The sequence below is a fragment of the Bosea sp. F3-2 genome, assembly GCF_008253865.1.
Classification (GTDB): domain Bacteria; phylum Pseudomonadota; class Alphaproteobacteria; order Rhizobiales; family Beijerinckiaceae; genus Allobosea.
Genome location: NZ_CP042331.1, coordinates 935,849 through 962,403 on the forward strand (window position 1 = coordinate 935,849; position 26,555 = coordinate 962,403).

General features: G+C 58.2%; 18 protein-coding genes. 9 read left to right on the forward strand and 9 right to left on the reverse strand.

Going from position 1 to position 26,555, the window contains the following annotated elements:
- Positions 1-140: 140 nt before the first annotated feature.
- The 6 genes from FQV39_RS04410 to FQV39_RS04435 all read left to right on the forward strand — a co-directional run bounded on the left by FQV39_RS04410 (position 141) and on the right by FQV39_RS04435 (position 6,884).
- Positions 141-1,433 carry a tyrosine-type recombinase/integrase gene (locus FQV39_RS04410; RefSeq protein WP_149129199.1) on the forward strand — a complete coding sequence of 431 codons (1,293 nt, stop codon included), beginning with the start codon at positions 141-143 and terminating at the stop codon, positions 1,431-1,433.
- Positions 1,433-3,430, forward strand: a complete 1,998-nt coding sequence (locus tag FQV39_RS04415) for a hypothetical protein (protein WP_149129200.1) — start codon at positions 1,433-1,435, stop codon at positions 3,428-3,430. Before FQV39_RS04410 ends, FQV39_RS04415 begins: the two co-directional genes overlap by 1 nt.
- The gene (locus FQV39_RS04420) at positions 3,408-5,474 is read left to right on the forward strand and encodes a site-specific integrase (protein ID WP_149129201.1); all 2,067 of its coding nucleotides are present in this window, start codon (positions 3,408-3,410) and stop codon (positions 5,472-5,474) included. Before FQV39_RS04415 ends, FQV39_RS04420 begins: the two co-directional genes overlap by 23 nt.
- Positions 5,471-5,995 (forward strand): hypothetical protein, encoded by a 525-nt coding sequence (locus tag FQV39_RS04425; protein WP_149129202.1) that lies wholly within the window; start codon positions 5,471-5,473, stop codon positions 5,993-5,995. The genes FQV39_RS04420 and FQV39_RS04425 overlap by 4 nt, the downstream gene beginning before the upstream one ends.
- A gap of 319 nt (positions 5,996-6,314) precedes the next feature.
- Positions 6,315-6,419, forward strand: a complete 105-nt coding sequence (locus tag FQV39_RS34310) for a recombinase family protein (protein ID WP_149129203.1) — start codon at positions 6,315-6,317, stop codon at positions 6,417-6,419.
- Between the two features lie 195 nt (positions 6,420-6,614).
- Positions 6,615-6,884 carry a recombinase family protein gene (locus FQV39_RS04435; RefSeq protein ID WP_149129204.1) on the forward strand — a complete coding sequence of 90 codons (270 nt, stop codon included), beginning with the start codon at positions 6,615-6,617 and terminating at the stop codon, positions 6,882-6,884.
- Positions 6,885-6,978: 94 nt separating this feature from the next.
- Here FQV39_RS04435 and FQV39_RS04440 read toward each other — a convergent pair whose 3' ends face one another.
- The gene (locus FQV39_RS04440) at positions 6,979-7,197 is read right to left on the reverse strand and encodes a helix-turn-helix domain-containing protein (protein ID WP_149129205.1); all 219 of its coding nucleotides are present in this window, start codon (positions 7,195-7,197) and stop codon (positions 6,979-6,981) included.
- Between the two features lie 160 nt (positions 7,198-7,357).
- Between FQV39_RS04440 and FQV39_RS04445 the strand changes: the two genes are divergently transcribed.
- Genes FQV39_RS04445 through FQV39_RS04455 form a run of 3 tightly spaced genes read left to right on the forward strand, consistent with a single transcriptional unit; the run spans position 7,358 to position 9,234 of the window.
- Positions 7,358-7,768: a DUF2384 domain-containing protein gene (locus FQV39_RS04445; RefSeq protein WP_187640167.1), complete on the forward strand. Its 411-nt coding sequence runs from the start codon at positions 7,358-7,360 to the stop codon at positions 7,766-7,768.
- Between the two features lie 4 nt (positions 7,769-7,772).
- Complete coding sequence (locus FQV39_RS04450) at positions 7,773-8,399, forward strand: HAD family hydrolase (RefSeq protein WP_187640168.1); 627 nt, start codon at positions 7,773-7,775, stop codon at positions 8,397-8,399.
- Positions 8,400-8,442: 43 nt separating this feature from the next.
- Positions 8,443-9,234: a metallophosphoesterase gene (locus FQV39_RS04455; protein ID WP_149129208.1), complete on the forward strand. Its 792-nt coding sequence runs from the start codon at positions 8,443-8,445 to the stop codon at positions 9,232-9,234.
- Positions 9,235-9,864: 630 nt separating this feature from the next.
- Here FQV39_RS04455 and FQV39_RS04460 read toward each other — a convergent pair.
- Genes FQV39_RS04460 through FQV39_RS04495 form a run of 8 tightly spaced genes read right to left on the reverse strand, consistent with a single transcriptional unit; the run spans position 9,865 to position 26,495 of the window.
- Positions 9,865-11,799, reverse strand: coding sequence for a DNA phosphorothioation-associated putative methyltransferase (locus FQV39_RS04460; RefSeq protein ID WP_149129209.1), 1,935 nt, complete (start codon positions 11,797-11,799; stop codon positions 9,865-9,867).
- A 29-nt stretch (positions 11,800-11,828) separates the two neighbouring features.
- A complete protein-coding gene (locus tag FQV39_RS04465) occupies positions 11,829-17,132 on the reverse strand; it encodes an FtsK/SpoIIIE domain-containing protein (protein ID WP_149129210.1) in 5,304 nt (1,767 codons plus the stop codon).
- Positions 17,133-17,136: 4 nt separating this feature from the next.
- Entirely contained in the window at positions 17,137-18,672 is a 1,536-nt protein-coding gene (locus FQV39_RS04470; RefSeq protein WP_149129211.1) for a hypothetical protein, read from the reverse strand.
- Position 18,673: 1 nt separating this feature from the next.
- Complete coding sequence (locus FQV39_RS04475; protein ID WP_149129212.1) at positions 18,674-20,488, reverse strand: hypothetical protein; 1,815 nt, start codon at positions 20,486-20,488, stop codon at positions 18,674-18,676.
- Positions 20,489-20,504: 16 nt separating this feature from the next.
- Positions 20,505-21,320, reverse strand: coding sequence for a phosphoadenosine phosphosulfate reductase family protein (locus FQV39_RS04480; protein ID WP_149129213.1), 816 nt, complete (start codon positions 21,318-21,320; stop codon positions 20,505-20,507).
- The gene (locus FQV39_RS04485) at positions 21,317-24,472 is read right to left on the reverse strand and encodes a hypothetical protein (RefSeq protein ID WP_149129214.1); all 3,156 of its coding nucleotides are present in this window, start codon (positions 24,470-24,472) and stop codon (positions 21,317-21,319) included. The genes FQV39_RS04480 and FQV39_RS04485 overlap by 4 nt, the downstream gene beginning before the upstream one ends.
- Complete coding sequence (locus tag FQV39_RS04490; protein ID WP_248313242.1) at positions 24,469-25,386, reverse strand: DUF4007 family protein; 918 nt, start codon at positions 25,384-25,386, stop codon at positions 24,469-24,471. Before FQV39_RS04490 ends, FQV39_RS04485 begins: the two co-directional genes overlap by 4 nt.
- Positions 25,383-26,495, reverse strand: a complete 1,113-nt coding sequence (locus FQV39_RS04495) for a cysteine desulfurase family protein (RefSeq protein WP_149129215.1) — start codon at positions 26,493-26,495, stop codon at positions 25,383-25,385. The genes FQV39_RS04490 and FQV39_RS04495 overlap by 4 nt, the downstream gene beginning before the upstream one ends.
- Positions 26,496-26,555 lie beyond the last annotated feature (60 nt).

Here is a 26,555-nt window from a genome sequence, read left to right on the forward strand (position 1 = left end):
CCAACATCGCAGCGACGGCGGCCCTGGCGTTCCAGAGGCGTGATCTGGCGCTTCAAAAGCTCGTTCTAACTAACTACATAAACTCAAAAAAAACACTTTGTAGCCTAGTGCGCCCCCCTCTGTGTGCGTTGGTGTGGACGATGGCTACCGTGTTCCTTCCTGATAGCAGCCGGCTGACCGAGCTAGGCTATGGACGCGTTGCGCACGTTCCCGTGCTGTTTGATGCGGAGGGGCGCTACTGTCGCGAGATCAACCGGTACCTGCGCGCTCGAGCGACGCTGGACTGGCATCCGATGATGGACGCCTCAGAAGTCGGCAGAGACTTTCCGCGACAAGCGTCGCTGATAAGCATGGCTTACGAGCTGAAGAATTTTAATGATTGGTGCAGGGACCGAAAGCTCGATTGGCGCGGGCTTTCGTATGAGGACATTCGGGCGTATCAGGCAGACCTTCTAGGAGGCCGGTGGTCAGCTCGCCCCCGACACAAGCTGAAGGCTGAGACGGCGAACGCCCGAGCTGATCAAGCGACTCATTTCCTTCGTTGGGCTGCAGATCAGGGGCTGCGGTCTCCATTCACAATCCCGATGATCGAGAAAGTCCGAGCAATTCGTTCCCGAGGCTCCTCCATTGCCACGCGGGCAATAGTTCGCGTCAGAGCTGGTCGGGCGAAGCGATCAAACACCACCGAAATCGCAAAAGTCGTCATGTTGCCAACTGTGGAGGAGATCAGAGAATGGCTGACCTCGCTTCAAAAAGCTCGCGGGTATGCAAAGGCGCTTGCCTGCCGGATGATCATCGAGGTCGGACTTCGCCGGATGGAAGTATGCGGCCTCACGGTCGACATGATCCCATCAGGTGAGGCGCTGGAAGCGCTTCACCGAAAAGGAATTCCCTCCGCCCCGGTTAGTATTACGCTTACCAAGGGCGGACGACCTCGAACCGTGCAGGTCCCACTCCCTCTGGCAGGCGAACTGCGGACCTGGATCGACACCCGGAGGATGACGCTGGCCCTTCGCTTCAGGCGCCGTACCGGCTCGATGCCTTCAAATGCACTGTTCCTGTCGGATGCCTCGGGATTCGAGGGAATCCCATTGGCGGGACACACGATCTACAAGGCGTTCAAAGCCGAACCGCGCCCGGCTGCTTGGCATCCTCATTTCGGCCGACACGTCTTTGCATGCTTCTATGTGCTTCATGCGCTCAATCTCGACGCTGCGGCAGCTGGCGGAACGATAGCGGATCAGGGCGCGGACTGGCTTCAACTTCGAGGGCGCTTTTGGCTGGATATGCTGCGCCGGCAGCTTGGCCATGTCAGCGATGAAACTACCGACCTCTATTTGCGGTGGCTGGCTACGGCCACAAGTGTGGCCTCCATGGCCAATGGTTGGCACGATTTTCTTAATCTGCCTCACGCGTCCGAGGAAATCGTTTGATGACAACGCACGAAATCAACAATCCTGCGTCGGACAACTATGAACACTTGCGCTTCTGGGTGACGCCGAGTGAGTCTCGCCCCTACGAGATTGACCTCTCTGAATTTGCACGAGGCGGCCGGAAAGAAAATGTCCGCGTATCCGTACAATGGATTTGGGCGGGGGATTACGCGGGGCGCCCCCAATTCGCCGAACAGATCGCGACATACTTTCGCCTTGCCATGCCCGTCGAGCGCTTTGCAACCACCGGGCGCTCCGCGCTGCGCGCCCTATTCCGATTCTTAGATACTACAGATCCGAAGATTGCGAGCGCAACACAGCTGACTGACGCGCATGGCGTGCAGCTTAAGACTTGGCTCGAAACTCAAGGCAGCCACAGGTCCACTTACAAGGCATTAAAGGCTGTCATAGAGCGCATCCGGCAACTGGAAGGCGTTCACCAATTGTGGTGGCCCGCGACCACCAGTGCGTCAACTTCGCTTGAAGCTGACGTCGACTTGCTCGGTGTGCGAAGGCTGTTCAATGCGCTCAAAGCCGAAGGTCGCGACATTAAAGCGATGTTTCGGGAGGGAGAGCGCCTTGCAGAAGCGGGACGCGATCCGAGGGGAGAATCCATTTCGCGAGGGGTTATGGCCTCTCATTGGGAGAGCCGCGAAAACCACGCCTGGCTCATTAGGCATTTAACAGCTGAAACTCTTCCGGAGAGGAGCGGCTTCAATGCTGAAAGAAGCCTGGGGCTTATAAAGGCAAATAGTGAGGGGCAATACCACCTCGGGCCAGCCTACCTCGCGCCGGGGATGACCGAGCGTGGCAGAGAAGGAATCGTTGGCAAGCTCCGCTGGTTTCATCCGAGCTACCATGATACGGCAGTTTTCCTTTGGATTTTTTTATTGGGAACTGGATGGAATCTCGCGACTGCTCTGTCGCTTGATGTTTCATCAGACGAGCAGTGGTTTGACGATCACCCTCATAAGCCACAGTTCAGAGTCCTGCATGGCTATAAGGGGCGGGCTCACAAGCATGTCTTCGCGCTCTCATTAAATAAGCCCGAATGGCATCCGTTTCAGATTATTCGATTCATGACCGAGCAAACGCGGGTGCTGCGAGAGACGATTCGTCGTCGTCTCACCAGTCTACAAACGGATCAAAGCAAAAACCCCTCTCCGGCCATTGCTGCTGAAATCGATCGACTGCAGACAGATCTTCGCAGTCCCTGGCTTTATCATTGCGTCAACAAGACGGGAAAAGTCAGCGCTCTCAAAAATCAAGATAGTGGAAAACTCAATTCGCTCGTGAGACGAGTTGCAGAGCGTGCGGATCTTCTCGAAATGCACCCCAGCCTGGCAGAGATGACTACTTCTGTCGCTCGGGACGCTTGGATCGGATTTGCTCATACGAAGAGTGGGCATAACGCTGTGCTCACGCAGCTCGCCGCGCAGCACGAAAACCAGGCCACTCTTCGGCATTATCTTGGCCGGCGGAGATACAGAACACACTCAGAGGCGGCAATTCGGCGCGTCCAAGACGCCGTTTTCACCGAAATCGAAACGAAAAGGGCTATCGATCCTACGCGAATACGCATCCTGGTTCAGAACGGAGTCATTACACCAGAGCAGGAGAAGCGGCTGCTTGATCTTCGTCATCGAACTAGGCTCGGTATGGGATGTCTCGATCCGATGCATCCGCCGCGAGAGGTCGCGCCTGGCCACCCTCAGGGCACGATTTGCGCTGTTCAGCGCTGTACCGGATGCAGCCTCGGCGTCGTATTCGCGGAGAGTCTTAGTCCTCTCGCCCGAGCGAAGGCTGAGCTGATGCAGCTGCGTCGGCAGCTACCAATGACGAGCTGGATCGGCTCGAGTTTCGAGGAGGAGGCCGATTCGCTCGATAAGACGCTCGCGCAGTTCCCCGCCGAGAACGTTGATCTGGCCACCGCGGAATGGACCAAACGCATCCAGAATGGGGAACTTGTCATCCATGACACCTTCCCGTCCTACTAATCGCGTGGTGGAATTCGACGAATGGCGCGATGATATCGTGTCTGCTCTAGGAGATCTAACTAATCTCGCAAGCACTCCTTGGGATGTCGTCAAGCGAATCGAATGCTTTCCCGGATCGAAGCTCGGCGACGACAACATTGTTGTGCCCGAGGATTGGTTGCCAGCAGGGATAACGCGGCGGCTTTCTCACCGAACAATCAAGCTATCGCCATTGTGCGCGGTGGGCTCGCCCGCTGCTTCAGCAGCGCAGTGGGATGAAAGTTTGCGTCGTAGTATCTTGGCTCTGTGGTTGCCTCGGCTCACCAGTAACGGCATTCGAGCCTATAAGCCTTCGAGTTGGCTCTCCGCTGTGCGGCATCTCGTCCGCGCCGCGGAATGGCAGCGGCGTGAACGCCCCCACCCGGATGGACTGCTGTGGTCCCACCTCGACGCTGCCGATTTTCAGGCGATGCAGGCCGCTGTGTCCGATGGCAGAAGCGGACGAGTCTTGATCAGCCGCATAGTCCAGTGGCTGCGTGCAGCAGGTGTGAGGGGATTGCTCCAAGACGCCCCTCCGCGCGTCAGCGCGAGCGAGGCTAAATCTAGCGGTGACGTTAAAAGAGAGCGTTCACCGAAGGGGCCGGTATTGGCGCGCGTCCAAAAAAGTGAGGAACGAAACTTCCAACCATTTTCCGATGATTATGTTACGGAAATAATACTGAGAGCGCGATGGCTTCAGGAGAACCTCGCGACCCAGCTAATATCGTGTTGGAATGAACAGCGCGGAATCGCCGCGAGATTTGCCCTTCGCGGTTTAGGATCGAACGATCCCGCAGTCATAGCGGCCAGACGGGATGCTCTTGCAACAATCGAGTGGAAGGATGCGAGCGGCCACAGGATTGACCGCCTTCCGTTCAAGATAGCTCAAAAAATTGGAGTATCGTACCAGTTCACTGATGCGTGGCCGCCCACCACGGCTCGCACCGTTTCAATGATGGTAGGAACGCTTCAAGCGCTCAACCTTTGCACCACTGCATTCTGCACAGGTGCTAGGGCCGGCGAGATCGCCTCGGCTACCGACGCATCGCTGGTGTTTCCGCACAGTGGCACTGGCGGCGCTCGCTTGCTTGCGAAAACGTTCAAGCTGGAGGACTCACTGGGAGGTGCTATTCGAGATTGGCCGTTGCACCCAGTTGCGGCCCGCGCTCTCGCGACGCAACGGGATCTCGCAAAGGGTGTGAGACCGGAGGGCGACCGTCATCTTTGGGTAAATCACGCTATGGCGGGAGAAAAAGGGGTTGGTTCGCCCCTTCTCGACCTTACGAGGCTGCTGGTTGCAGCGACTGAACATCTTGGACTTACGGCTCTGGCCGAGGGTAGCCGCCCACATGCGCATCGGTGGCGGCACACGGTCGGAAGGATGGTCGCTCTATCGGTCGTTTCCGCTCCCCAAGTGTTGCTCGACCTGTTTGGGCACCGGGACCTAGAGATGACCCTGCGATACATGCTTTCGCATCCCGAGATTGCGGAGGAGGCGCAGAAGATCGCGCAGGAAACAGCGCTCGCTCTCGCTGAAGAGGCCATTGCAGAGGTTCTGGTCGGGAAAGCGGGTGGACCTGCGTCGGCGACTCTATCGAAAGGTCTAAATGACCTCCGCATGAAACGCGGCGAGGATGTGTACGGAGCTGAGAATCTGCAGGAGCTAACAGAGATTCTGACGTTCGGTGGCAAGCGGTGGGAACTCGTGCGCCCTGGTGTGATTTGCACGAAGACTCCTGGACAATTTGGCCCATGCACTCAAGGTCGAGGCCTGCCAGACGCTGGCTCGTGCCGGACCAACTGCGAGCATCGGCTGGAGACAGAGCGGACGAAAAGTCAGTGTTCCGCAACAATCGGTGCTCTCCTGATCGAACTGGAAGATGCCCTTGCCGGCGATAAGCCCATGCTGGTTGCGAACTTGAGGGGGCAGCTAATCGCGCAGTTGGAAAGATGGGCGGATGTCCGACAGCACTGGCTGGATCAAAGCCCAAGGGCGAGACAAATTTGGGAGGGGCGCAGTCAATGAAGGCAACAGAGCCTCAGGTCGCCTCGGAACTGGCAATCGCTATTGCCGGGCGCGCAGTCGCTGCGGAAAGAAAGGCCTCGACCCAGGATCGCTGTAGAGAGGCCATGTCGGCCATCGAAAGTGATGTCGCTGCTCACAGCGGCGTTTACCCTTTCAATGATGGTCGCATCACGGTGCAGGAAGTACTCCGACGCGCCAACCTCAGCAAAGCTGCTTTAGAAAAGCCTCACCATCGCGGCCTCAAGGACGCCGTGACCCAATGGGTGGCGCTTTCATCAGCAAAAATTGCGCGCGGCGCGAAAAGCATTCGGAAAGTTGTTACGCAACGGGTCGAAGATGCCAAAGACCAAGTGCATCAGATTCAGCAGGCGTGGGCCGAGGCCGAGCTCGAATACATCGACGCGCAGCATCAGATTGCGCGCCTAACGGATGAAAACGCAATCCTCCGGCGCGAGGTGGACGCGCTTCGCGAAAGGCTATCCTGCAATGCGGTCGTGCCGATTAGGGGGAAGCACCGATAATTAGCCGCATGCCGGTCGCTCACAGCCAATCCACGGATCAGGATTCCTGCTCCGGGGCAAAGAGAGGCGACTTGAAATGAGCACGCGAAACACGGGGAGCTGACATCCGTTGCCCGAGAGATCTCGGATTGCCGCGCCTCCGCTAAGGGGCCCTACTCCAATTCGCGCTCCACTGTCCGAAGTCGATCGCGTCAGCGGAGAGCCAACCGATTATTCGGAAGTCAAGAATTTTGCATAAGCGTAACACCTCCGTTTTGCCAAGGAGTTACACTATGCGAAAGATACTTGCATAAGATTGGCTTCGGGATAGTCAGCTCGCATGGCGATATATGGATACGCCCGCGTCTCGACAGACGGCCAGGCCATCGATGCGCAAAGGGTTGCTTTACTGGCCGCTCTCAAGAGGCACAGAGTTTGTCTGTGAATCAGCGCCGAAGTGGGACCCCATGGCTGATTTGGTTCAACGCGCTGATATTTCGCCGGAAATTTCGTTAGCGGCGGGGTTCCGAACGGCACCGACTGCGACCCTACCGTTGTCACTTTTCAAAGTTGTTTCAAGAAGTTGGCTCCGTCTTGGATAGGGTCCCACTTCGGTGCTGTTTCACAGCATGGCCGGCTGATGCTGACGATACTTGGCGGGTTGGCAAAGTTCGAGCGCGAGCTGATCAAGGCCCGTACCAGCGAAGGCCGCGTTCGTGCGAAAGCCCGAGGCCAGCATATGGGCAGACCGAGTGCCCTCACCCGCCATCAATGTATCGAGGCACTGCAGGCGCTGGACGCTGGGACGGCCACGCAGGCTGATTTGGCCAGGCGGTTCGACGTTAGCCAGGCGACCATTTCACGATTGGCAAGCCAGCATGGGAGGGAGAAAATTTTCGCACGAAGGTGAAGACCAAGACTGTGCGGCAGGTACCCCGCCTAGGTTGCGCGGCTACGCTCCTCTGGCTTGTAAGCGCTCGGATGTTCCGCTTTCCAGCGTTAGATTATTTGGCCGGGCTTTCATCTAGCAGCTCAGTAATTTTTACGTTTAGCGCGATTGCTGCACGCTCCACGGTCGTCAGGGTCGGGTTTCGTACTCCGCGCTCCAGACCGCTTACGTAGGTCTGCTCAACGCCCATTCTTACCGCAATCTCGTCCTGAGACAGGCCGGCTGCCATGCGGAGCTTCCGCATGTTTTTTCCAAGGATCTGCCGAACGTCCATGGGTCGAACGAACCGGAGACCCTTTGACGTTTCCAGGTATTATAGTATCTAAATCGCGATCTGCACGACTCGGCGTGCTGGCACAAAGCCGTTTCCGTTTCGGGCCCCTACGATGAATGAACCTACGCGTGGAGAGAGTGCACGCCTGAGCGGTCCTGCGATGCGGGTGTTCGACAACGTCACACGGCGTTGGGGGCTTTCCGAGCGGATGAAGCTCCAGCTGCTGGGGTGCGCAGAACACGAATTTCGCGACTGGGTTCGCGACGCGCGACGGCACAAGCCACTGATTCTGGAGGTGGCTGTCCTGATGCGAATTTCAGCTATCTTGGGCGTCTTTGGCCATTTGCGTCAGCTGACGAATGGAACTGCTGAGGAAAGGTGTTGGCTCACCCGTCAGATTGCGGCTCCGCCATTTGAAGGAAAGGCGCCGATAGAGCTTCTGGGCCACTCACTCGAAAGCCAAATGGACGTTCGGCGTCATCTAATCGCACGCGTCGTTGGCCAACATCCTCCGAACGCGGTGGATGAAGCTTTTGAGAAGTACACCGATAACGATCTCATCTGGATTTGAGCACGTGACCACCATCCGCGCAGTCTGCTTCGATGCATTCGGAACCGTTGTCGAGATAACTGATCGGCGAAATCCATTTAAAATTGTATCGGAACATCAATACCACCAGATAGCATTGTGGGCGATGACACGGCCGATTGGCATCAGACATTTAGCAAATCAGCTTGATATTCGTCTCTCGGAAGCTGAAATTTTGCATTGGCAGGCTGAAGTTGAAGCCGAGTGTGCTTCAGTAAAGTTGCGCCCGAAGATGAGATCAATCTGGAACGCACTGAAGCAGGCTCGGCTAAAAATCGCAGTCTGTTCGAACTTGGCTGCTCCCTACGCACAACCATTGATGGAGGCACTGCCAGCTACGCCTGATAGCTTGGTGATGTCCTTTCAGTTCGGTCTAATGAAGCCACACAAGGACATATATTCGATTGTGGCGTCGCAGCTTGGTTTGAGGCTCTCACAGATACTCTTTGTTGGCGATCGCTTGGAAGACGACATCGTCGGTCCTACCGCTGCAGGTGCTTCCGCCATGCCTATTGGTGAGTTTGAAACGGCCTTCGGCTCTCGGCCTTCGATTTTTGCCCCACCGCACATTGTCAGATTTTTTGAGCAGTTCGCAGCGGCAACAGCAGGCTAGGCGTCCAGCCGCCCAACTCAAATGCCGGATAACTGGATCCAGAATGCGCCTGCTAGTAATTTCCGACATCCATCTTGAGTGCGGCCCCTTCGAGTTTCCCGCCGCGATGCCGGATTTCGACGTTGTCGTTTTTGCAGGCGATGTCGGCCAGCCAATTTCGGCAGCGATATCGTGGATGGTCGATCAAAGAAAGACTGGGCCGCTGCTGGGGCGGCCGGTCGTTTATGTCCCTGGCAATCACGAGTTCTACGGAACGGTGATGCAGCACAACCTTGCTAAAGGTATGGAGGCTGCGGAGCCGACAAATATCGAGCTTCTGTCCCGCCGAACTGTCGTGATTGGCGAGGTCCGCTTTATCGGATGCATCTTATGGACGGATTATCGGCTCTACGGCGCACCGAAGCCATCAATGGTCTACGCTGGGCAAACGCTCAACGATCATCGACTGATCCGATATAAAGAGGCCAGCGGGCATTTTAGCCGGTTTATGCCATGGCATGCCGCAGCCGAGCATCGCCTAGATTTGGCGTTTATTCGGCAGGAATTCTCGACGCCTCACAGCGGTCCGACCGTCGTCGTCACGCACCACGCGCCCCATCCGAATTCGATCGAGCAACGGTACAAAGGCAGCCAACTCACTCCAGCCTTCGCCTCTGATCTGAGCAAAGTCATCGAAGAATTTCAGCCAGAGGTCTGGATCCACGGTCACGATCACGGGTCACATGACTATCGGGTCGGGCGAACGCGCGTCTTTGCGAACCAGGCGGGCTATCCAAATCTTCATGGTGATCGCGAGAATCGTGGATTTAATCCGCGTTGCGTCATCGAGGTGTAGCGAAGGTCAACGAGTAGTCCCTTCGATCATGTCAATTATGCCGCTATCCATTAACGCGGGCGCCCTATATCTCTAGTGCGGGATCGAAAGTATTGTTTCGACTGCAAGGGCCGCCTGTTTGGGAGGATAAGAAATGCCCGAGACTCCGAATCTGGATCGCGCAGGACAGCTGTTTCCCCCATGCCTGCCTCCGCCCCATGAGAAGCCCAGATGCCGCTATCGCGCCGAAATGCAGGCATGTCGGCCGCTCGAGCTCGAAATTTGGAGCGAGCAATCAGTCTTAGCTCTTCGTCAATGGCTAAAGCTCATGAAACACAAGGTCTAACGCGCCTATCGGCGAAGCGCGAAGCGTGGGTCCAGCTCTCGATCAGAATGGCTACTCGCCGAAGCGGTGCCGGCAAAGTAGCTATAGCTCGCATCGACGGAGAGTTGCCGAGATTGTATGTCCGGTCGAGGTCCCTTCGTGATGCCTGGGACCTGGGACGTCTGTTTTCAGGCAATACAATTTGGCAGCCTGTAGCCAGCCGAGTTTGGCCCATTATTTCGGACCGGCTGCGTTTCACAACGAATCCATCTCATCATGCAACCAGCGACCTGGAGTTCCGGAGTGTTGCCCCCGACTTGAGCGGCTTATGGTCGGAGTAGCCTAGCGAGCGTGCCGGCATCGGGACCTTGGCCTGTTGCTGAAACAATACCGCTCGACAGCAGCTTGCCATCAACGACCTCTTGCGCTGGGCGAGCCGGATCGTCTTGGGCCATATAGCGAGCCTTGAGATACAAAAGCCTATCTCTCTGTTTCCTTCTCTTCGTCCGCAGCGCCTTTAGGTCAACCTCGATGATCTCCGAAATGACAGGGATTGATCGAGAGCTATCCTCGCAACTGATCGCGCGGACGATCCCGTCTTCGAGACCGATCTCGACGAAATCGCTCGTTGCAATCTCAGAAGCGATCACCTCGGCGCAGCCAAGCACGATCCTGATAGGACCTGGAGCGCGGGAGATCTGATCCGTACTGCACCGATAGCAGTCAGAGACGGTTCCGATCCCTTCCGATTGCGCCTGTTCCGCGGCTTTGGCGAGAATGCCTGACTGCCCCACAGAAAACAGCGCCGCTCTTGATTGCTCCAGAGCTTGGGCATGGGATCCGAAAAACGTGCGGACATCGCGTTGAATCGACTTCGGCATAGTCGAATGTCGAGGGGCGCCGGGGAAAAGCGTCAGGGCGAAGTGCACAAGCAGATCCTCCCGACGCGCCTCTGCCGCGCGATCCAGATCGGCGTGATCAAACATCTCACAGGAAATCGACAGGGCCCGATCCACCGAGACACGGGCTCGTGCCAACCCGCCGAGCGTTTCCTCAGCAAGCTCTGCCGCCAACGGCAAGCGTCCGAGATCGAGTGCGGTTCGCCAAATGTCCTCGAGCTCTGAGGCAATCCGCTCCCTGACGAATGGGGCAACCACCCGAACCGAGCGCTCTTGCCGCGGCGGCCGGAAGCGTTCGGCGAGGACGGCGGCCTTAGACCGCCGGCGGAAACTGACCTCCTGTTCGAGGTCTTTGTCGCGAAACACCGCGACCATACCAGGGGCAAGCGATATCGGCTCCTCGCCGGTCGCAGTGGCGACCAACGACCGAAGCTCCTCTTGGGTGAAGTACTTCTGGAAGGTCCCGCGGCTTGTCAGGAAGCCATCCTTGTAAGACTTCAAGCTCACAGTCGGGGATTTGCCCCACGGCATGGCCGACACGACGAGTGTCCTGCGAGCGAACCCCCAAGCGTCACGCACAGTCTCGATCCGCTCGGCTTGGTTCTCGATCACGTTCACGACGTAGCCGAGATTGACGGCGTCGGCTTCTTTGCGTGGTCCGTCTGCCGCGAAGTGCGGATCCCAGCCAAATGCGTCATAGCCATTCTCAATCAGGGAAGCGACATCGTGGCCTTGACCGCACCCGTAGTCGAACACCGTTGTTTCTCGGTTGATCATGCCCAATCGCCGCATCAAGGCGATGGGTTGGGAGAGATCGCGACGAACGAGGGCCGTACGATAGCGCTCGACCTTGACCGCCGTTTCGTGGGCCTTTGCGAGTGAATGCCCCCTGAGAACTAGTCCGCCTTTCGCGATGAGTTCGTTCCATCGCTTTCGCGTCCCGATTGTTTTTGTATCGGCGAAGAGCCCGTGGTCTTCTGCCTGCCGGGTTAGGGCCGCAAAACGCGGAACCCTATGGTCGTCCGGACGCAATAGCGTCTCCTTCCGATGCAGGATCGGAGGATTAGCCCGCCTCCTGTAGTCGTGAACCTCGATGGCGCCAGAAGTCGGGTTGAACGTGCACGACTGCAGAAGTGCTGGGAACGCGACGTCGTCGAAGTCCTCATACAGCAACAGCGAAATCTTGGGGCCGCAAACTTTCGCAACGTTCCAATCAATGGCCGAAAGCAGCGCTGCCGCCGAGGCAATCGTTGCTCGGTCCGCTGGCTCAAGCAGATCGACGGCCGACTTATGGATGTAGAGAAAGCCGCCGACGCGTTTTCCAGGCATCCGCCGTGTCGTTTCGGAGTTGACGCCTGGCATGTGCTAGTCTGGAATCTCTCGCGCGCTGCTCATTTCCAATGCGCTTTGATCGCCATGGCAAGATCGAAGGCTTCGTCCTCATCAGCGAACGGAACTTGGCCATAGATCAGGCTACTTTGATTAGAAACGCGTTCGTTCGCCAGCTTTGCAATGAAGTGTCCGTGTCCAAGCAAATTCTCGCCACCGCTCTCATCGAGCACGATCCTGGAGTTCGACGCAGTTGACACCTTAAGGCAGATCTTGTTCCCGAGGTTGGCCTTGACCTGCCCGGGCATCGCATCTTTGTCTGGGCGCTGCGTGATCATGAAGAGGTGAATGCCGGCAGCGCGAGCCTTCGAGGCCAGCCTGACGACGTAGTTCTCGACGGCATCGCGATAGTCAGAACTAGAATCTGCCAGCCAATCGCCGATTTCGTCGTGGAACAGGAAGATGCGCGGGAGCCTGGCTTCAGGCGGGACCTTCGCGTTGAATTTGTCGATGTTCGATGCAACCTTCGTTATCTCGACGTAACGACGATCCATTTCGTCGACGAGATCCTTAAGCGTCTCGATCGCCTCGGACTGGGTCGAGACAATGCCGCCATCGAGATGCGGCATCTGATCGATCCAACGATAGTCGCCGCCGAACTTCGGATCGACGAAGCGCACCCGAGCGTTCTGAGGTGAATTCGTCGCAAGCAGATCAAGCAGCAGATTGCGGGTTAGAATGCCCTTTCCCCCGCCGGATTCACCGGCGATTAGCGTGTGCGGCCCGTGTTGGGGCTGTCCGTTAAACTCCTCGAACAGGTTGAGGTAGAGTAGCTCTCCATCTTGCTCCTTCTCGCCAATGAGGAAGCTGCCGTTCTGCATTGGCGCCGAGTTCGGCAATTTGCGCCTGCGCCATAGGTCTTCGAGCGTTAGCTTGGCTCGCTTCGGGCGCGAGATCGTCACAACGACCTCGCCGCTACCCGGGCGAATGTCGATGACGTCGAGCTGATGCGTCGTCAGAAGGACGCCTTTCCTCTTTTCAAGATCGGCAACCGTCAGGTTGTCCGATCCCTTCAGCCTGACAAGCGCTGCGTTCGGGGTCAGCCGATCTCCGATGATCTCCGCAGCGAGGCCATAACCTCGCAATGCAGTCCGAAGCTTTGTCTTCGTGGCTTCCAGCCATTGCAGCGTCGCGTGGTCATCAGTCTCGGGCTTCTTGCTCTCGATGAACTCGATGACAGAAGGCGGATAAAGCCCTGGTCCGCCTCTGACAGGTTGGGGTTGCTCATCGACGACGGGGGCATGTTTCGCCCCCTCAGCAAGTTGGGATGTCCCCTCCGGCTTCGTCGCCGTCGCGACCTCGACGACGGCAGCTTCCTGCGCTGGCACGCTCTCTTTGGCGACGCCATCGCCCGCGGGCTGGTTCGAGACCGGTACAGGTAGCGCGATCGTCAGCGGCGCAATCGTCGGGTCGGTGATCCGGCGTAGTGTGCGAGCTATCTCCGCACGGTCGAAGACATACTGCCGCTGCTCGGCACTGTCGGCTTCGAGCGGCTCGATCTTGGTATCGGTGCAATCGTGCACGAACACCATAGAGGCGCCGCGAATGCGAATGTCAGCGGATCCTGTTCTCAGAAGGCTCGCCCACTCTTTGGGACTGCGCTCGCCGACACGCTGCCTGAAAAGCCCGTGCTCGAGAAGGAGATCAGCCAGCCGGCCGCGCCAAGTCGCCTTGTTGAGATGGTCCTCGTCCTGAATGACGCGATCACGCAGATCGTTCGTGCTGGCCTGCGTTTGCTCGAGTGAGGACTTCGCCTCGGCGGCGTCTGCGTCCTTACCAACGAATTTGGCTTCGACGATGATGAGGTCGAGTACCGGCTTGCCGTTCTGCTCGCCGATGCAGAGCAACAGGATGTCGGCCTTCTTGCCCTTGTGCCCCAGCCAATCCGCGAAGTCGTCAAGCAGGAGCCAGCAAACTGGCAGCATCCCTTGTGGCAAAGAATCCGTGATGATCTGCCGGCTGAGCACCAGGCCAAGCAGTTCAAGCGCATTGCGCTCCAGCCGAGCGGCCCGCAGGACGACGCGCCCGGAAATATGGGCAGCGTGATCGATGCAGGTGTTGGAGAGCATATCAATGGGCTCACCTACTCCACCGACGATCGGGCCAATGATCCCGGTCAGGCGCTGCCGTAGGGTTTTGCTGTTCTGCTTGGTCGAGACAACTAGGTTGTGGCTGGAGCCCGGTCGCGTGATGAACCTAACGATCTGAACGCCATTGTTCCTCAGCAGTTGCAAATCAGCGATGCCATCGTAGGTAACGACCCAGGTCGCGACCGCATGCGCCTGCTCGATCGCGTTCTTAACGGTGTCCTCGTCGAAGGAGACCTCGCGGACCGGGACGAAATGGTCGAGAGAAGTGTCACGATGATCGCGATGCAGGTCGTGGATCAGGTCTACGTAATGCTGCACTTCAACCGGTCGTTCCGACGGAATGAGCAGAACCTCGGTCTTGCGAGCGCCGACCTCGAAAGACTGCCGCCTGGTCTCCGCATCGGGAACGTGATCGAGGAAGCTCGGCCATCCGCCAAGAGGGGGGACGCATTTGCGCCAGCTTGCGTGGGCGTTGCGGGCAATGACGTCGTGGAGGAATACCATGTCGGAGCTGCGCCCTTCTGGGGCGCCGCGCTTGACCGAGTCGACGTCGAGGAAGCCGACGCGTAGGCGCGACAAGAACGTCTGCGCCGCTTCGGTGGCAAGAACCCCGTCCATTTCCCGGCTAATTGTGACGTTCTGCTCCGAGTAGATCTGCCGAAGCCTGTTCTGATCCGTGTGCGTCAGGACGAGGTCGCAGCGCAGATCGGTCTCAGCTTCGATCTTGCGCGCGAGCTGATCGGCAAGGCGGGACGGAAGATCGCGATTGTCGGCGTTGTAGAGCACGATCGAGAAGTTCGCTCGCTCGTGCGGGTTGAGATCGAGATACTCCTGAGCGACGTTCAGAAACTCAGCTGTCGCCTCCTTAGAATAGCCGTCAAAGGCGCCCTCCGCTCCCTCATCTGCCGTTGGAGGCTCGAGCAGCCCGAAATCAGCGAAATTCTCGGTCTCGATGAGCAGACGCGGGCGTGGGGTATCGGGGGCAATCGACAATGCCGGATGCCAGCCGCGATCAACCGATGCGGTGACCTCCTTGGCGAAGGTGCGCAAATCGGTTCCACTGCCGCCGGCCTCAATCAGCGCCTTGAATGCGTTTGCCAGCCGCAATGCCTTTGCATGCGCTTCGGCCAGCCGGAATGGATGCCAAGGGCAGGAGATCGAGACCGATGGCTTGTCGATCGAGCGCGCCATTCCGATCGAGAGAATCGGCTCCCAAAGCTTCGAACGACACTCGTCTTTACGGGCCTTCTCCCGCAGCAGTGCGAGCAGCTTTCCATAGAGGACGGACTGCTCGATCAGCGCTGGCTCGGTGAGACCTTTGCCATCGTCCTTGATAAACGCTCGGACGGCGGCTGAGTAGGAGACGTGGAAGGCGTCGAACGCTGCCCGAATCTCCGTGACCACGGAGCTGTCGAGGAGCGTGCCGCTCAGTCCGGTGAGCGCCCCCTCGAACGAGGCGCCCATGTCGAGTTCGCGCGCGTTGACATCGACGAGACGACCGTCTGGATTGTCGAAGGCATCCTGGACCGTAGAGCGATCCTCGAGATCGATGATTCCGTCGATGGCACGTTGCGTGTTCTGCGCTCTGGAGAACCGCCCTCGAGCCAGCAGAGCCCGCGGAGCCGGGCTTTCTCCCTCCGTCCTAGCGACCTCAAGCATGTTCTCGGAATAGGCGTTGGCGAATGAGTTTGCCGGCAGAAGCCACGTCAGCTGCGTGCTGTTCGCCGGTAGTTTGCCTGGCGGATCGTCGGCCGAAACGAGCGAGATGTCGAACTTGAAGGTCCTTGCCGCTGTGGAGGACCTGTCCCTCCCCTTCGTTCTGTCGATCGAATGGGTCCAGCAGATCCCGAAATCGATCCCGACGACAGGCGCCAGCAGCTCTGAGAGTCCCCGATAGCGATCACGCAGGAACGTCACGATGTCGGTGTTCCTGGCCTTCCAGAACGCCAACTTGTCGGAACCATCGAGGCGAATGACGAGCTTGGGATTCGCAGGAAGTGACTCGGCATCACGGATGAGGTCTGCCGCCGAGAGCAACAGTCCTGAAAGCAGATCAGGGTGCGTGCCGATCTTGTTGAATACGAACGCCTCCCATTGCTTGAGGATCTTCTTGTCCTCCTGCAGCTGCTCGCGATAGCGAAAAAAGAACTCGCGCTCCTGCTCGTCCGCTTCTCCGGTCCCGGTTAACGCATCGAGCAGCGTCTTATCGGCCTGATCGAGAACTTTCGGCATATTGGTTTTGAAGAACTCGGCAGTCGCTTCTCCGAGCTTTGGCTTCTTCGTCTCGCGTGTCGCCTTTAGGATACGTTCGACAACGTCCCAACGAAGTTGGGTGGCCGCATCCTGGCTCGGGCGCCATCGGCCAGCTTGGAGGGTGGTGTCGTCCAAGAGGTCGCCAAAGATGTCGGCTTCCTCCTGGGTGATCTTGGCCTCTCCCACGAGCACTGGCAGGCGCTTGCGGATGATCTCGCGATCAAGCGGAGCGCCGCGGTCATTCCGCAGATAAAGCGCGTCTTCGGCGCGCTCGTGCAAGGTAACGAATTCACTGCTCCAGGCCTCCTTGGATTTCAGTCGTCCCTTCGCGCCAATATCCTTAAATCGCCCCGCGCCCGCCGGAATACGGAAGGCCGGCAGGGCCTCATCGAGCGCACGTTCGATCGCGACCGCTTTGTACTTCTGATTTAGCAAGAGCATGAAGCGCGCCATCATGTTGATGCCGTCAGTCAGGACCCCTGCGCTGATCGCTCCGAGCACCGCGTTGCGCACATACTGGCGCATACGAGCCTCCATCGAAGACAGCTCGGGGCAGCAATCGAACCAGAGGTCTGGCGCAGCGCAGAGGGATTCCTGCGAGATCTGCTTGATTTCTCCGACCGTAGCGCCAACTACGTCGAGGTGATCGGTTGGGACCGCAAAAACAATCAGCCCACCGCCGGCACTCCGCTCGGCGTTGCGGAAGAAGGTCGCGCTCTTTGTGGTCAGCAGTTCGGGCGGCAACGACCCATCATTCAGGTCATCGTGAACGTGCACCTCGGCGCCCTTGATCGCGGCGAACGTCTTGGCGATGCTCGACGTCACAGCCGGGTCAAATCCGACGATCCGGAACAGTGATTTTTGGGTGGTCGAATCCGCGGCTTCCGATTGAGCGCGTGCGACGGCGACCTTGGCGATGAGGTTTAGTTCGGCCGAAATGGCTGATAGCACTGGGGCATTCATCAGCTCACTCCACAAAGGGGTTAGTCACAAAGGCACAATCGTCTGAGAGGCGTTTCAGCAACCCCAAAACCCTCAACCGGTCTTCGAGGAGGCGTTGATTGGCCTTCAGATGTGCGTAGTTGGCGGTCTGAAATGCCTGGCGTCCAACGCCGCTGCCGATGACGATCCGGTACCGCTTCCAGAGCGTCTCAAGGAACGTCTCGAACTCCATCGGGTGCTTCACATTGGCAAGGACCAATGCCTCGATCAGCCCGTCGCTCGCTGCGTACCAACGCCCAGTCCCGCGCCGAGCGACAGCAAAACCGATCTGCTCGGCATAGAACCCGACGACGCGTCCCAGATGCTGATCGTGGTTTGAGATCGCCTGCTCTTTCAGTTCCGCCGGGACCCTGGCAAGCGGCGTGGAGGCGAGCCCATAGTTGAACCGTTTCTCGACGAGCTCTTTCATCGCCCGGAACGGGTTCGCTTGTTTCGCCGCATCTAGGTACTCAGGGCTTTTCGCGAACTCCTCGACGATTTTCCCGATCGCCAAGCGCGACTGGTCACGATGGCGCCGGAAACAGTCCTTCGAGATCCGCTGCACGGCCAGAGTGTCGGGACTGATCATGTCCACTGGGAACTCGGTTGGCGAAACGCCGAGGACCTCGGCCGAGCGCAGTGTCATATAATTGATCACAGCGAGCCCGGAGAGGCGCATAAGCGGCTCAGGGAGGTTGTCTTCTGGAAGTCCCCTCAGCGAAAGAAGCGCCAACCAATCCTGGGCGAGCGTGTCGTAGACCTCATGTTTAGGAAGCGGCAGATAGCCGACCTCGAATCCTGCGGTCGGCTGTTGCCCCTCGGGTTGGAGGATCTTGGCGAGTGCATTCCAGCGACTGCCAGGCGAGAGCAATCGTTCGCGCACGGCGTTTTCGAGTTTGTCCCGATGCTGGCTACGATTGAGCATCAGGTAGAGCAGTTCACCCCCGCGCGCGAAGAATCGGCGGTCCTTGTTGATGCCACCGTTCGTAGTTTCGCCGAAGTCGGCCGCAAGCATGTCGGGACCACGCGGTGCGAGATGGCGCGAGTTTGGCCTCCGCTTGCGCTCACTCTCGACTTCAGCGCCACGGAGCAGCGCGACTGCATTGCGAAAGGCTGAGAAACGCGTGAATCGGTCTTTCAGATATCCGAACTGAGGCTCTCCGCCGGGAACGAGATCAAACCAGCGCGACCACATAGAGTTGTCGGAAACGGCCTGAGAATCGGCGATCTCGTCGATATGTCGGTCCTTGAACAGCAGTATGCGTAGTGCCGGTCTCGTCGACATCGAGTAACTGAATTGCTCGTGCTTGCCGTCAGCGGGTTCCCCCGGGAAGATCCGGTCATGGTTCTTGTCCGCAGCACGTGAGGCGATGACACCGAGCGCTTCTAGCAGAAGGAACCAAGGGGTCTGATCCGAGAAGAAGCGATGCCCCCAGATCTGCTGCTCGAGCCAAATCTCGATGTTGCGGATTTCAAGTGAGCCCGGCAGCGGCTTGGCGCCGGGAAGGATGTTCGCTGGCATCTCAGATCGCCCCCGTCACGCCGATACTGTCGCGTTGCAGGCGACCTTCCGTGCCAAGCTTGACGATCGACATCTGCGTGAGGTCGTCGAGTTCGATCAGCTTGAGATGGGAGAGCTTTGCAACAACGCGCAGGCGAAATTGCCGTAACTCTTCGAAGCACTGGCGAGAGAAGCTGCCTGGAAGGCTGCCGCCTTGTACGCGCAGAAGATACTCAAAGAGAAGAGGTTGGAGCGGGTTCGACTCGATGGGATGCGAGGGGCCACCGATCTTCTCTCGCATCAGAACGACAATCTGAGGGCGATTGAAGCTTCCTTTGGCATCGAAGTTGACGGTGATTGTATCCCTGGGCGCATCCCCTAGCGGCAGATCGATATCGAGGACACGCCCAATTCTGCTTTGCGTGTTGGCAGCGGGCGCCGTAAACCAGACCCGATCATGATCATCGCACATCGCGCCGGAGTAGCTGCGATTGAGGCCGATAACGAGTCGGCCGATCGTCTTATCGGTGCGCTGCCCATTCTTCAGTGCGTCGCAAAACTCGACATAGGCGCCCCCGTGCATGAATACGGAAAGGCGCCACGGGTCCATCTCGCCGAATTTCGGGTCATTCGGGAGAACGAAAAAAAGTCTTCGGCGCTGGGCCTCTAATGCCTCCTGGAAGCGCTGAAAGCTATCGGCTTCACCCTTGCGATACTCCTGCCTGATCGCCTCGAAGCGCTTCGAACCATGCAACTCGTCGCTGCCGACAAAGCGCTGATAGAGATCGGAGGGAGCCCCGTCGATCAGGAGACTGTCGATTGCGTTGTTCGTTTCCTGCCCAATCCCGAAGTTCTGGAAGACGGTGAAGGCAAGGTAGTCGCGATTGCCGTCAAGCTTCAGATTCAGACCCAAGGCGTTGTCGTACGGGTTCGAGAGGTGGGTTTCGTCCTGATCGGCAAGATGGCCTGACAGCTTGCAGTCCATTAGCGCCGTTTTCTTCCCCGAGACCCCGAGGATGATGTTGACGATCAGGAGCAGGAGGTGGCGCATCGGTAGATGCGTGTCATTTGCCGCGGCGATCCGGATCAAATCGCGAAGGCGATCACGCATCGAGGTCTTCGCGAGAATATGAAGGTTGCGTCTGATCGGATCGCGTTCGGCGTAACTGGATGGGCAGGTGACGCAATCCTTCCAGCCAGGGTGGTTCGCGACAGCATCGACCAATTGATCAAACAACTCATCCTGCGGCCGGCGGCTGAGATTATGCATGGTCAGATGAAGCGAAGGATCGGGCTTGCCGTCTTCCTTCAGCATAGTCCGCAGCTTCTCTTCGACCGTGCTCGCATCAGGGTGCTTGCTCACATAGGTCCGAAAGAACCGCAGCAGCTGCCCGTCATTGGCACAGAGCAGGAAAACCGAGTCCGAGCTGCTCTTAAGGATCGCCTGCAGCATCTCGCTGAGGATCCCTTCCTGCCGTGGGTCCTCGTGAAACTGGCTGAGGTCCTTGATGATGACGAGCCTATGCCCGGAGGGCAGAGGGAACTCGACGATACCCTCCCCTGCATTCCACTCAGCGATCGTCCCTCCAAGTGCGGTAAAAACCTGGCGGCTATGCCAGGTTTTTCCGTCTCCGGCTGTGCCGGTCAGGATGATGTTGCGAGGGTCTAACCCCTGAAAATTAGTGATTAGCTCGCCAACGAGCGGCCGATCGACATGAATCGGATCAACACCGTGCTCAGTCGACGATTGATAAACGTGTTCGTCATAGAGCGCCTTGGACGAGGCGCTTGGACCATAGGTGCGCAGAAAATCGACGAAGGCGTTGCTAGCTGTCATCGCTCATACTCGCCGGTTAGAGGTGACAGATCACGCAGCCGTCATCGTCCGACTTCGCCTTCACCGCCCGGCGCGGCATTTTGGCCACGTCGTCGAGTGTTCTACCGTCCACCCAGGAATAGCGACGACCGTTCTTGCCTTGCTCATACGACTTAGCGATTTCATAAAGATCAGGATGCCTTTCTAGCAACCCCTGCCACTCACCTATCTGCTGATAGAAGCAAAAATAACAACCAGAGCGAGATCTCCACTCGTAATACTCCGGAAAACCTAAACCAGAGTCGTCCAGGAGCCTCTGCACGTCTCCGATTGTTATCCCCTCATCTTTAAACGGATAAACCGGCGTGATATTCGGCTCTTCCGAAAGCAGGACAGGCTTACCGTTTCCAAGGTAACCAGAGCGGTTCTCGTCAGCACGAATTGCAATGTATGAGTAGGCTCGATCGCTTCCGATGTGTCGCTCATAGGGATGAATCTTGAGCATTCTAGTACACCAACGCGAACGCGGAGAAGGCAGAAAGCCAGAGAAATGATCGTACAATACTACGTCAAACGGTGACCTGCCCGGCTTCTCTTCGACACCTAACATTTCAAGTGCAGTAATACGCGTAACCTTCTTGCCAAGGACGTGTTCCAGACGCTCGAAATACGTATAGGTCTCCGGAAGCTCGGCGCCGGTATCGGAGAAGACGTATTCGAAGTCGATTTCCGGATATTGCTTGGCGAGATAGATCGCCATCGCGGTGCTATCCTTCCCGCCCGACAGAGGAACGATGTGGCGTGACGCTCGGTCGATTGCAGCGTCCGCCATTTTGCTTGCTACGGCCGTCATTCGGTAGCTCCCCCAGAATGCTTTTGGCTACGAATACGCGCCAGTTGTCCTTGCAGATGACGAATGCGCGCCTCGATTACAGGCGCAAGTGCAGCAGGTGGGTGATCAACATCCATTGCAGCTGCTTCAATGCGGAGCTTGCATTCGCGCAACTCTTTGCGCAGCTGATCGCCGGTATCGTCTTGCCATTTTTCGATTCCGCGCTGCAACAGCACTGAACTCACAGTTCGGGCTAGCGTTTCCGGCGAGTATCGCCCGCCGAGTGTGTCCCTCGCCGTCCTGAGAATGGCCTTGTCGGTCATCTTCAGGTCGTCGCGTCGCATCAGATCAGCGACATCGAGGCAAGAAATCCAGTCTCTTATGCCGTCGACGACATCGCCAGCTGCGCCCACACGAAGAATATCGGCGAGGACCTCGACCGCATCACGTAGATAGCCATCGACCAGGCCATCAATTACGTTTCGCGCCTTTTCCAGAGCTCGGAGCGTGTTCGAATAGCGCTTGGCGCCCTTCGAGAAATCACCGAGCCGATTTGGCAGCGTATCGACAAGGAAGGTGGCGGGATCCGTCGCCTCGTTGAACGCCCGCAGAAACTGCCTCGCATCGTCAGTCATGCGTTTCGAGCGTGTGGCACCGTCGGCGATGCTCGAGCGCCAAGCCCGAAGCGCATCGCGTGCAAAACGCACCATCTCGTCGTGCGGCCCAGGTCGCTTGTGCAGGAAGATGTCAGAGACTTCGGCCAAATAGTCCAAGACAATCGGATCGTCCGTGTGAACCTCGACCATATGCCGCTCGGGTTCGACGAACATCCGGACTGGCTCGAAGCCTAAGACATCCGCGACATAGTTGCCGTCGGTCCAAAGCGATACTGCTCGACCAAACGCCCGGTAGCCGGCCAGAACAATGAGCGGGAGCACGCCTGATGGAAGCCCATATGGCGGCGCGCTGAGCACCTCGACGATCTCAGTGAGCGGTTTTCTGCCAGGCTCCGTGAAGAAGTGCTGCACCTTCTCCCAAACATCCGCGAGACCCGGATCTCGGATTTCCGCCGGCGACGCAAATCGACCGCTGTCGCCGGAGCTGCGGTGGATTCCAGTTCGCGCAAAAATGGTCCGGAAAACCGAAGCTTCGGCCGAGCTGTCGTCTTCCGCATAACCGAGGTTCGGTTTCGTCGATTGTTCCATCAGCCGCAGGACGGCCCGGACCCGCGCGGTCTGCATCTGCCTGGAGACCCGTCCCCGCATGATCTGATCGTTGACGATGCGCGGCGTCAGGGGGAACCACTCATCCATCAGATCAGAGACCATAATCCCCGCAGGACGCTCGGGCGTGATCTCGAGCCGCTTGCCGAGATGAAACCAAGTAGCAGCGTTGGGACGGTCACTCGTCAGACGGTGCAAGGCGAGCGTCAACTGCCGACGTGCGACTGCCAGCAGCTCGTCGAGCTCTTGAACGACGAGTGGATCTTCGCTGAGCAGATTCGAATCTTTGCGAAGCGCCGTGAGGCACTCGATCTCAAGCGCAGTGTCGAAGGCCGGAACGGGATCGGCAGGGACGACGAGAATGGTCCGGTCGAATTTGGCTTTTTCCGCGAAGCTGGCCGCCTTGCGGACATCGTCGCCGGAATTGCAGATGACATAGATCACCCGTCCCCAAATGCCTGAATCGATGTTCTGATCGATCGAGGCAAGGTCCACTAGCTGAACATAGCTGCCGACCATATAGCGTGACGTCCCGTGCTCGGCGTTGTGCCGAGAGGGCCGCAGGAAGGGAGCTGGGTGCTGCGCTTCCAAGAAGCCGCTGAGATCGAAGGATGTGATGCGACGAATGCGCTCGTCGCGCAGCCTCGATGCGACATCGAGATCAGCGCCGTGCCAAATCGAAATGTCGTCGTTGAGCTTGCGATAGAGCAGCAGCTTGCGCTCGATTAGCGCCTCGACTGCGGCTTCGGCCGAGTCGGAACTGTGGCCCTTTGATCGGACCGCGAGCTCAAGGATTGACCGTGGCAGATGTCGGCGCTCGCCGTGAGCGCCGATCTGAAGCATGAATGCGGCCGACAAAGCCTCGCGTTCGACCGCATCGGTCACCTTACTGCGAGCGCTTTCTGCTTCGACCCATCTGCGATGAAGCCCGCCGACGCCGACGTCGGAACGCAAAGACTCCGAGAAAGCAAGGTAAACTTCGTCCAGACCAACCGGCGCAGTTGTGTCGATCGACTCCAGAAAGGCAAACAGGCTGCGCTCGTTTTGGCCAACGCGGGCGACGAGCCGCGGCAGAACTTGCAGAGCTGCGCCGCTGATGGGGTGCGCCATGGTCAGCAGGCTGATGATCCGCTTGGGATCCTCGATGCCATCGAACCAACGCGCCTCGACGGCTCCCTGCGCGATTGGCGCAACTGCTACGAGATTTGCCTTCCGGGGAGGACGCCTGGCATCGACCACCGAGGCGACGAGCGCGTAGAGCTCGCGGCTGTCTTCGACGAAACGAACCTGGCGGAATCGCCCCTCGATCTTTCGCCACTCATTGCGGGTCGTCTGGTTCAGACTCCCCGCATAGGCGAGGAGATTTTGATGGAGAAGAATCGTCAGGCCGACTGTCGGAGATTTTGCGCGGACCGTGAACTCGGCAAGCCGCTGAATGATATCGAGGTCTCGCGACCGCCCTTCAGTCACGAGCCCTTCGAGGTGGCGCCCGAACTCGTCCCAAACGATCGCGATGTGATCGATACCCTGCAGCCTTCGCATCGCTGCGATCGCCTGCTCGATGTCGTCGACTTGACCGATGTCAAGCGAGGACGCGAGAGATCTCGCCACATCGCGAACGTAGCCCGAAAGAACGACAACCCGTCCGCGATTTCCATCTTGTGCGCGCTCTTCGTAGACCTTCGCGAATTCCGGATCGACGGGTTCGATCCGTCCAGCGATTTCAGCGAGAACTCGCTTGTTGGCCGGATCGTTGTCGACAGCCATCGCGCCGATGCCTGCGGCTAGGGATTTTCCACTACCATAGGCCGCAATCACCATGCTGGCCCCGCCAGCGAGAACAGCGGCCGCAACAGGCAGGGAACGGCTCGTCGGCTTATAGTGATCGAGTCGCGAGGGAACAAAGGCGTCTTCGCGCAGATTGACGGAGCGCAGGGTCGGTTTGCTCATGCTGCAAATCCGAGCCGGGCGAAATGCCTCTCCAGCCACTCGCTCGCATCAAACCGAGGGAGGCTAAGCGTCCGGTTGGTGCCAAGCATCGCGATGCCAACGCCGTCCTGACGATAAAGCGAGGCCGCTGCGCTTGCCATCTCGTCGATCGCATCTCCGTCCAGGCCGAACAGTCGTGCTGGTGAGTTGCGAAGTCTCATGAGATCGATGAACGCAACGCTGTCGCTGCCTGTATCGCTAGCGACGAAGCTACAGCACGCAAGGAAAGCCTCGACAGGGATCTGATCGAGCGGGCGCGTCTTTTCGAAGCGCCCGGTATCCGGGTGTTTGACGACGAGCGAAAGTGCCCTCAGCGGACAGGTCGTGGCGTCTTCCGGATCAGACCGCTCGCTGCCCGACGTCGTCGCATAGGCGTTGAGAAGACAGGCGACATCGCGCTGCGCGACCGCCGGCGTAGCGGGATTGAGCGCCCGCTCGCGAATGCTCTTCAGATAGGCTTCGGCGGCAGTGGTGCGATCAAAGATCCGCTCGGAGAAATCATTGAAGAACCAATTCCAGACCGATCCCTCCCGCCGGGCCAACAGGATATGCATCAGCCACCACGAAACCGGGAACTCGAGGTAGCCATCGCGCTGACTGACGGCTTCCCCAAATCGGGTCGTCCGGAACGCCTTCTCCTTGCCCTCGCGGGTTCCGACAGCCAGTCCAGTCGCCTCTAGCCAGTAGCTCAACGACTTCACCATGTTGCTGCCGAGCCCGAGGGCATCGGCAGCGCTCAGATCAGGCCTGAAGTGCCCGTGGAGCTTTCGTGTGAGATCGAGACCTTTGGGTATCCACCCTTCGCGAACCGCAAAGGTCTCGTGCCGCCCGAACTCAAACTTGATGCGCTCAGTCGCGCTAGAGAGCAGCTTCACTGCAATTCCCTCGCGACACGGGCGACTATCTCAGCCGCTCGTAATGCTTCGTCGATCGTGTTCATGATCGAAAACGAAAACCTAACACTCTGGAAGGCCTCGGTCTCTGAGCACCCCATCGCAAGCAGTACCTGAGAAGGCTCAGGGCGCCCGCTTGAGCAGGCGGCACCGACCGAGCAGTAAACGCCTTCCTGATCGAGACGCCCGACCAGAGCTATCCCTTCGACGCCGGGGAAATGAATGTTCGAAGTGTTCGGGACACGGGGTGATCGTGCTCCATGGGCGCTCGCGTCCTGAAATTTCTCGCATACCGCGGTCTCGAACGTGTCTCGCATTTGCTTCATGACAGAAATAGCGTCTTCGAAACCTTGAGCCCGCTCCTTAAACGCCGTCCCGAGCCCGGCGGCACCAGCAACATTCTGAGTGCCAGAACGATGTCTCCGCTCCTGCCCGCCACCCAAGATGAGCGGAGAAAGCCTATCTTCATCGGGATCGCCAAAGACAAGAATTCCAGTCCCGGGTGGTCCATGCAGTTTGTGACCTGAGCAAGTCAATGCATCGATTCCACTCATCTCGATCGGGATCCGGCCGATCGCTTGTGCAGCGTCAACATGGATGAATGCGTCGGGCCGAACACGCCTAATCGTTTCGATGATCTCATGAATCGGCTGTACCACACCTGTCTCGCTATTCGCCCACTGAATGCTAGTGACGAGCAAGCCGTCTAATGGCAGCAAGTTGCGAAGTGCCTCTTGGTCCAGAAGCCCAAAGGTGTCGACGGGAACGGTGATATGCTTCCCATTAGCCGAAGCGGGAGCGGAGACCGATGGATGCTCGACATTACTCGTCAGGATGGTAGCAGCGGTAAGGCCGCGCAGGACGGCATTATTTCCTTCTGTCCCCCCAGAATTGAAGATCACAGCTTCTGGAAAGGCCCCACGTATAAGAGCGCAGACATCATCGCGCGCCTGCTCTAATGCCTCCCTCGCCCGAGCCCCATAGCCGTGGATGCTAGATGGATTGACAGGTCCCGAAGCCAGGACAGACCTTACGGCCGCTGCGACACCGGGACTGCAAACAGTCGTTGCATTAGCATCTAGGTAGGCCATTCGAACTTCGCGAATCAGTTAATACTGCCGGAATGCTAGCATCTTCGCATACTGCCGGGC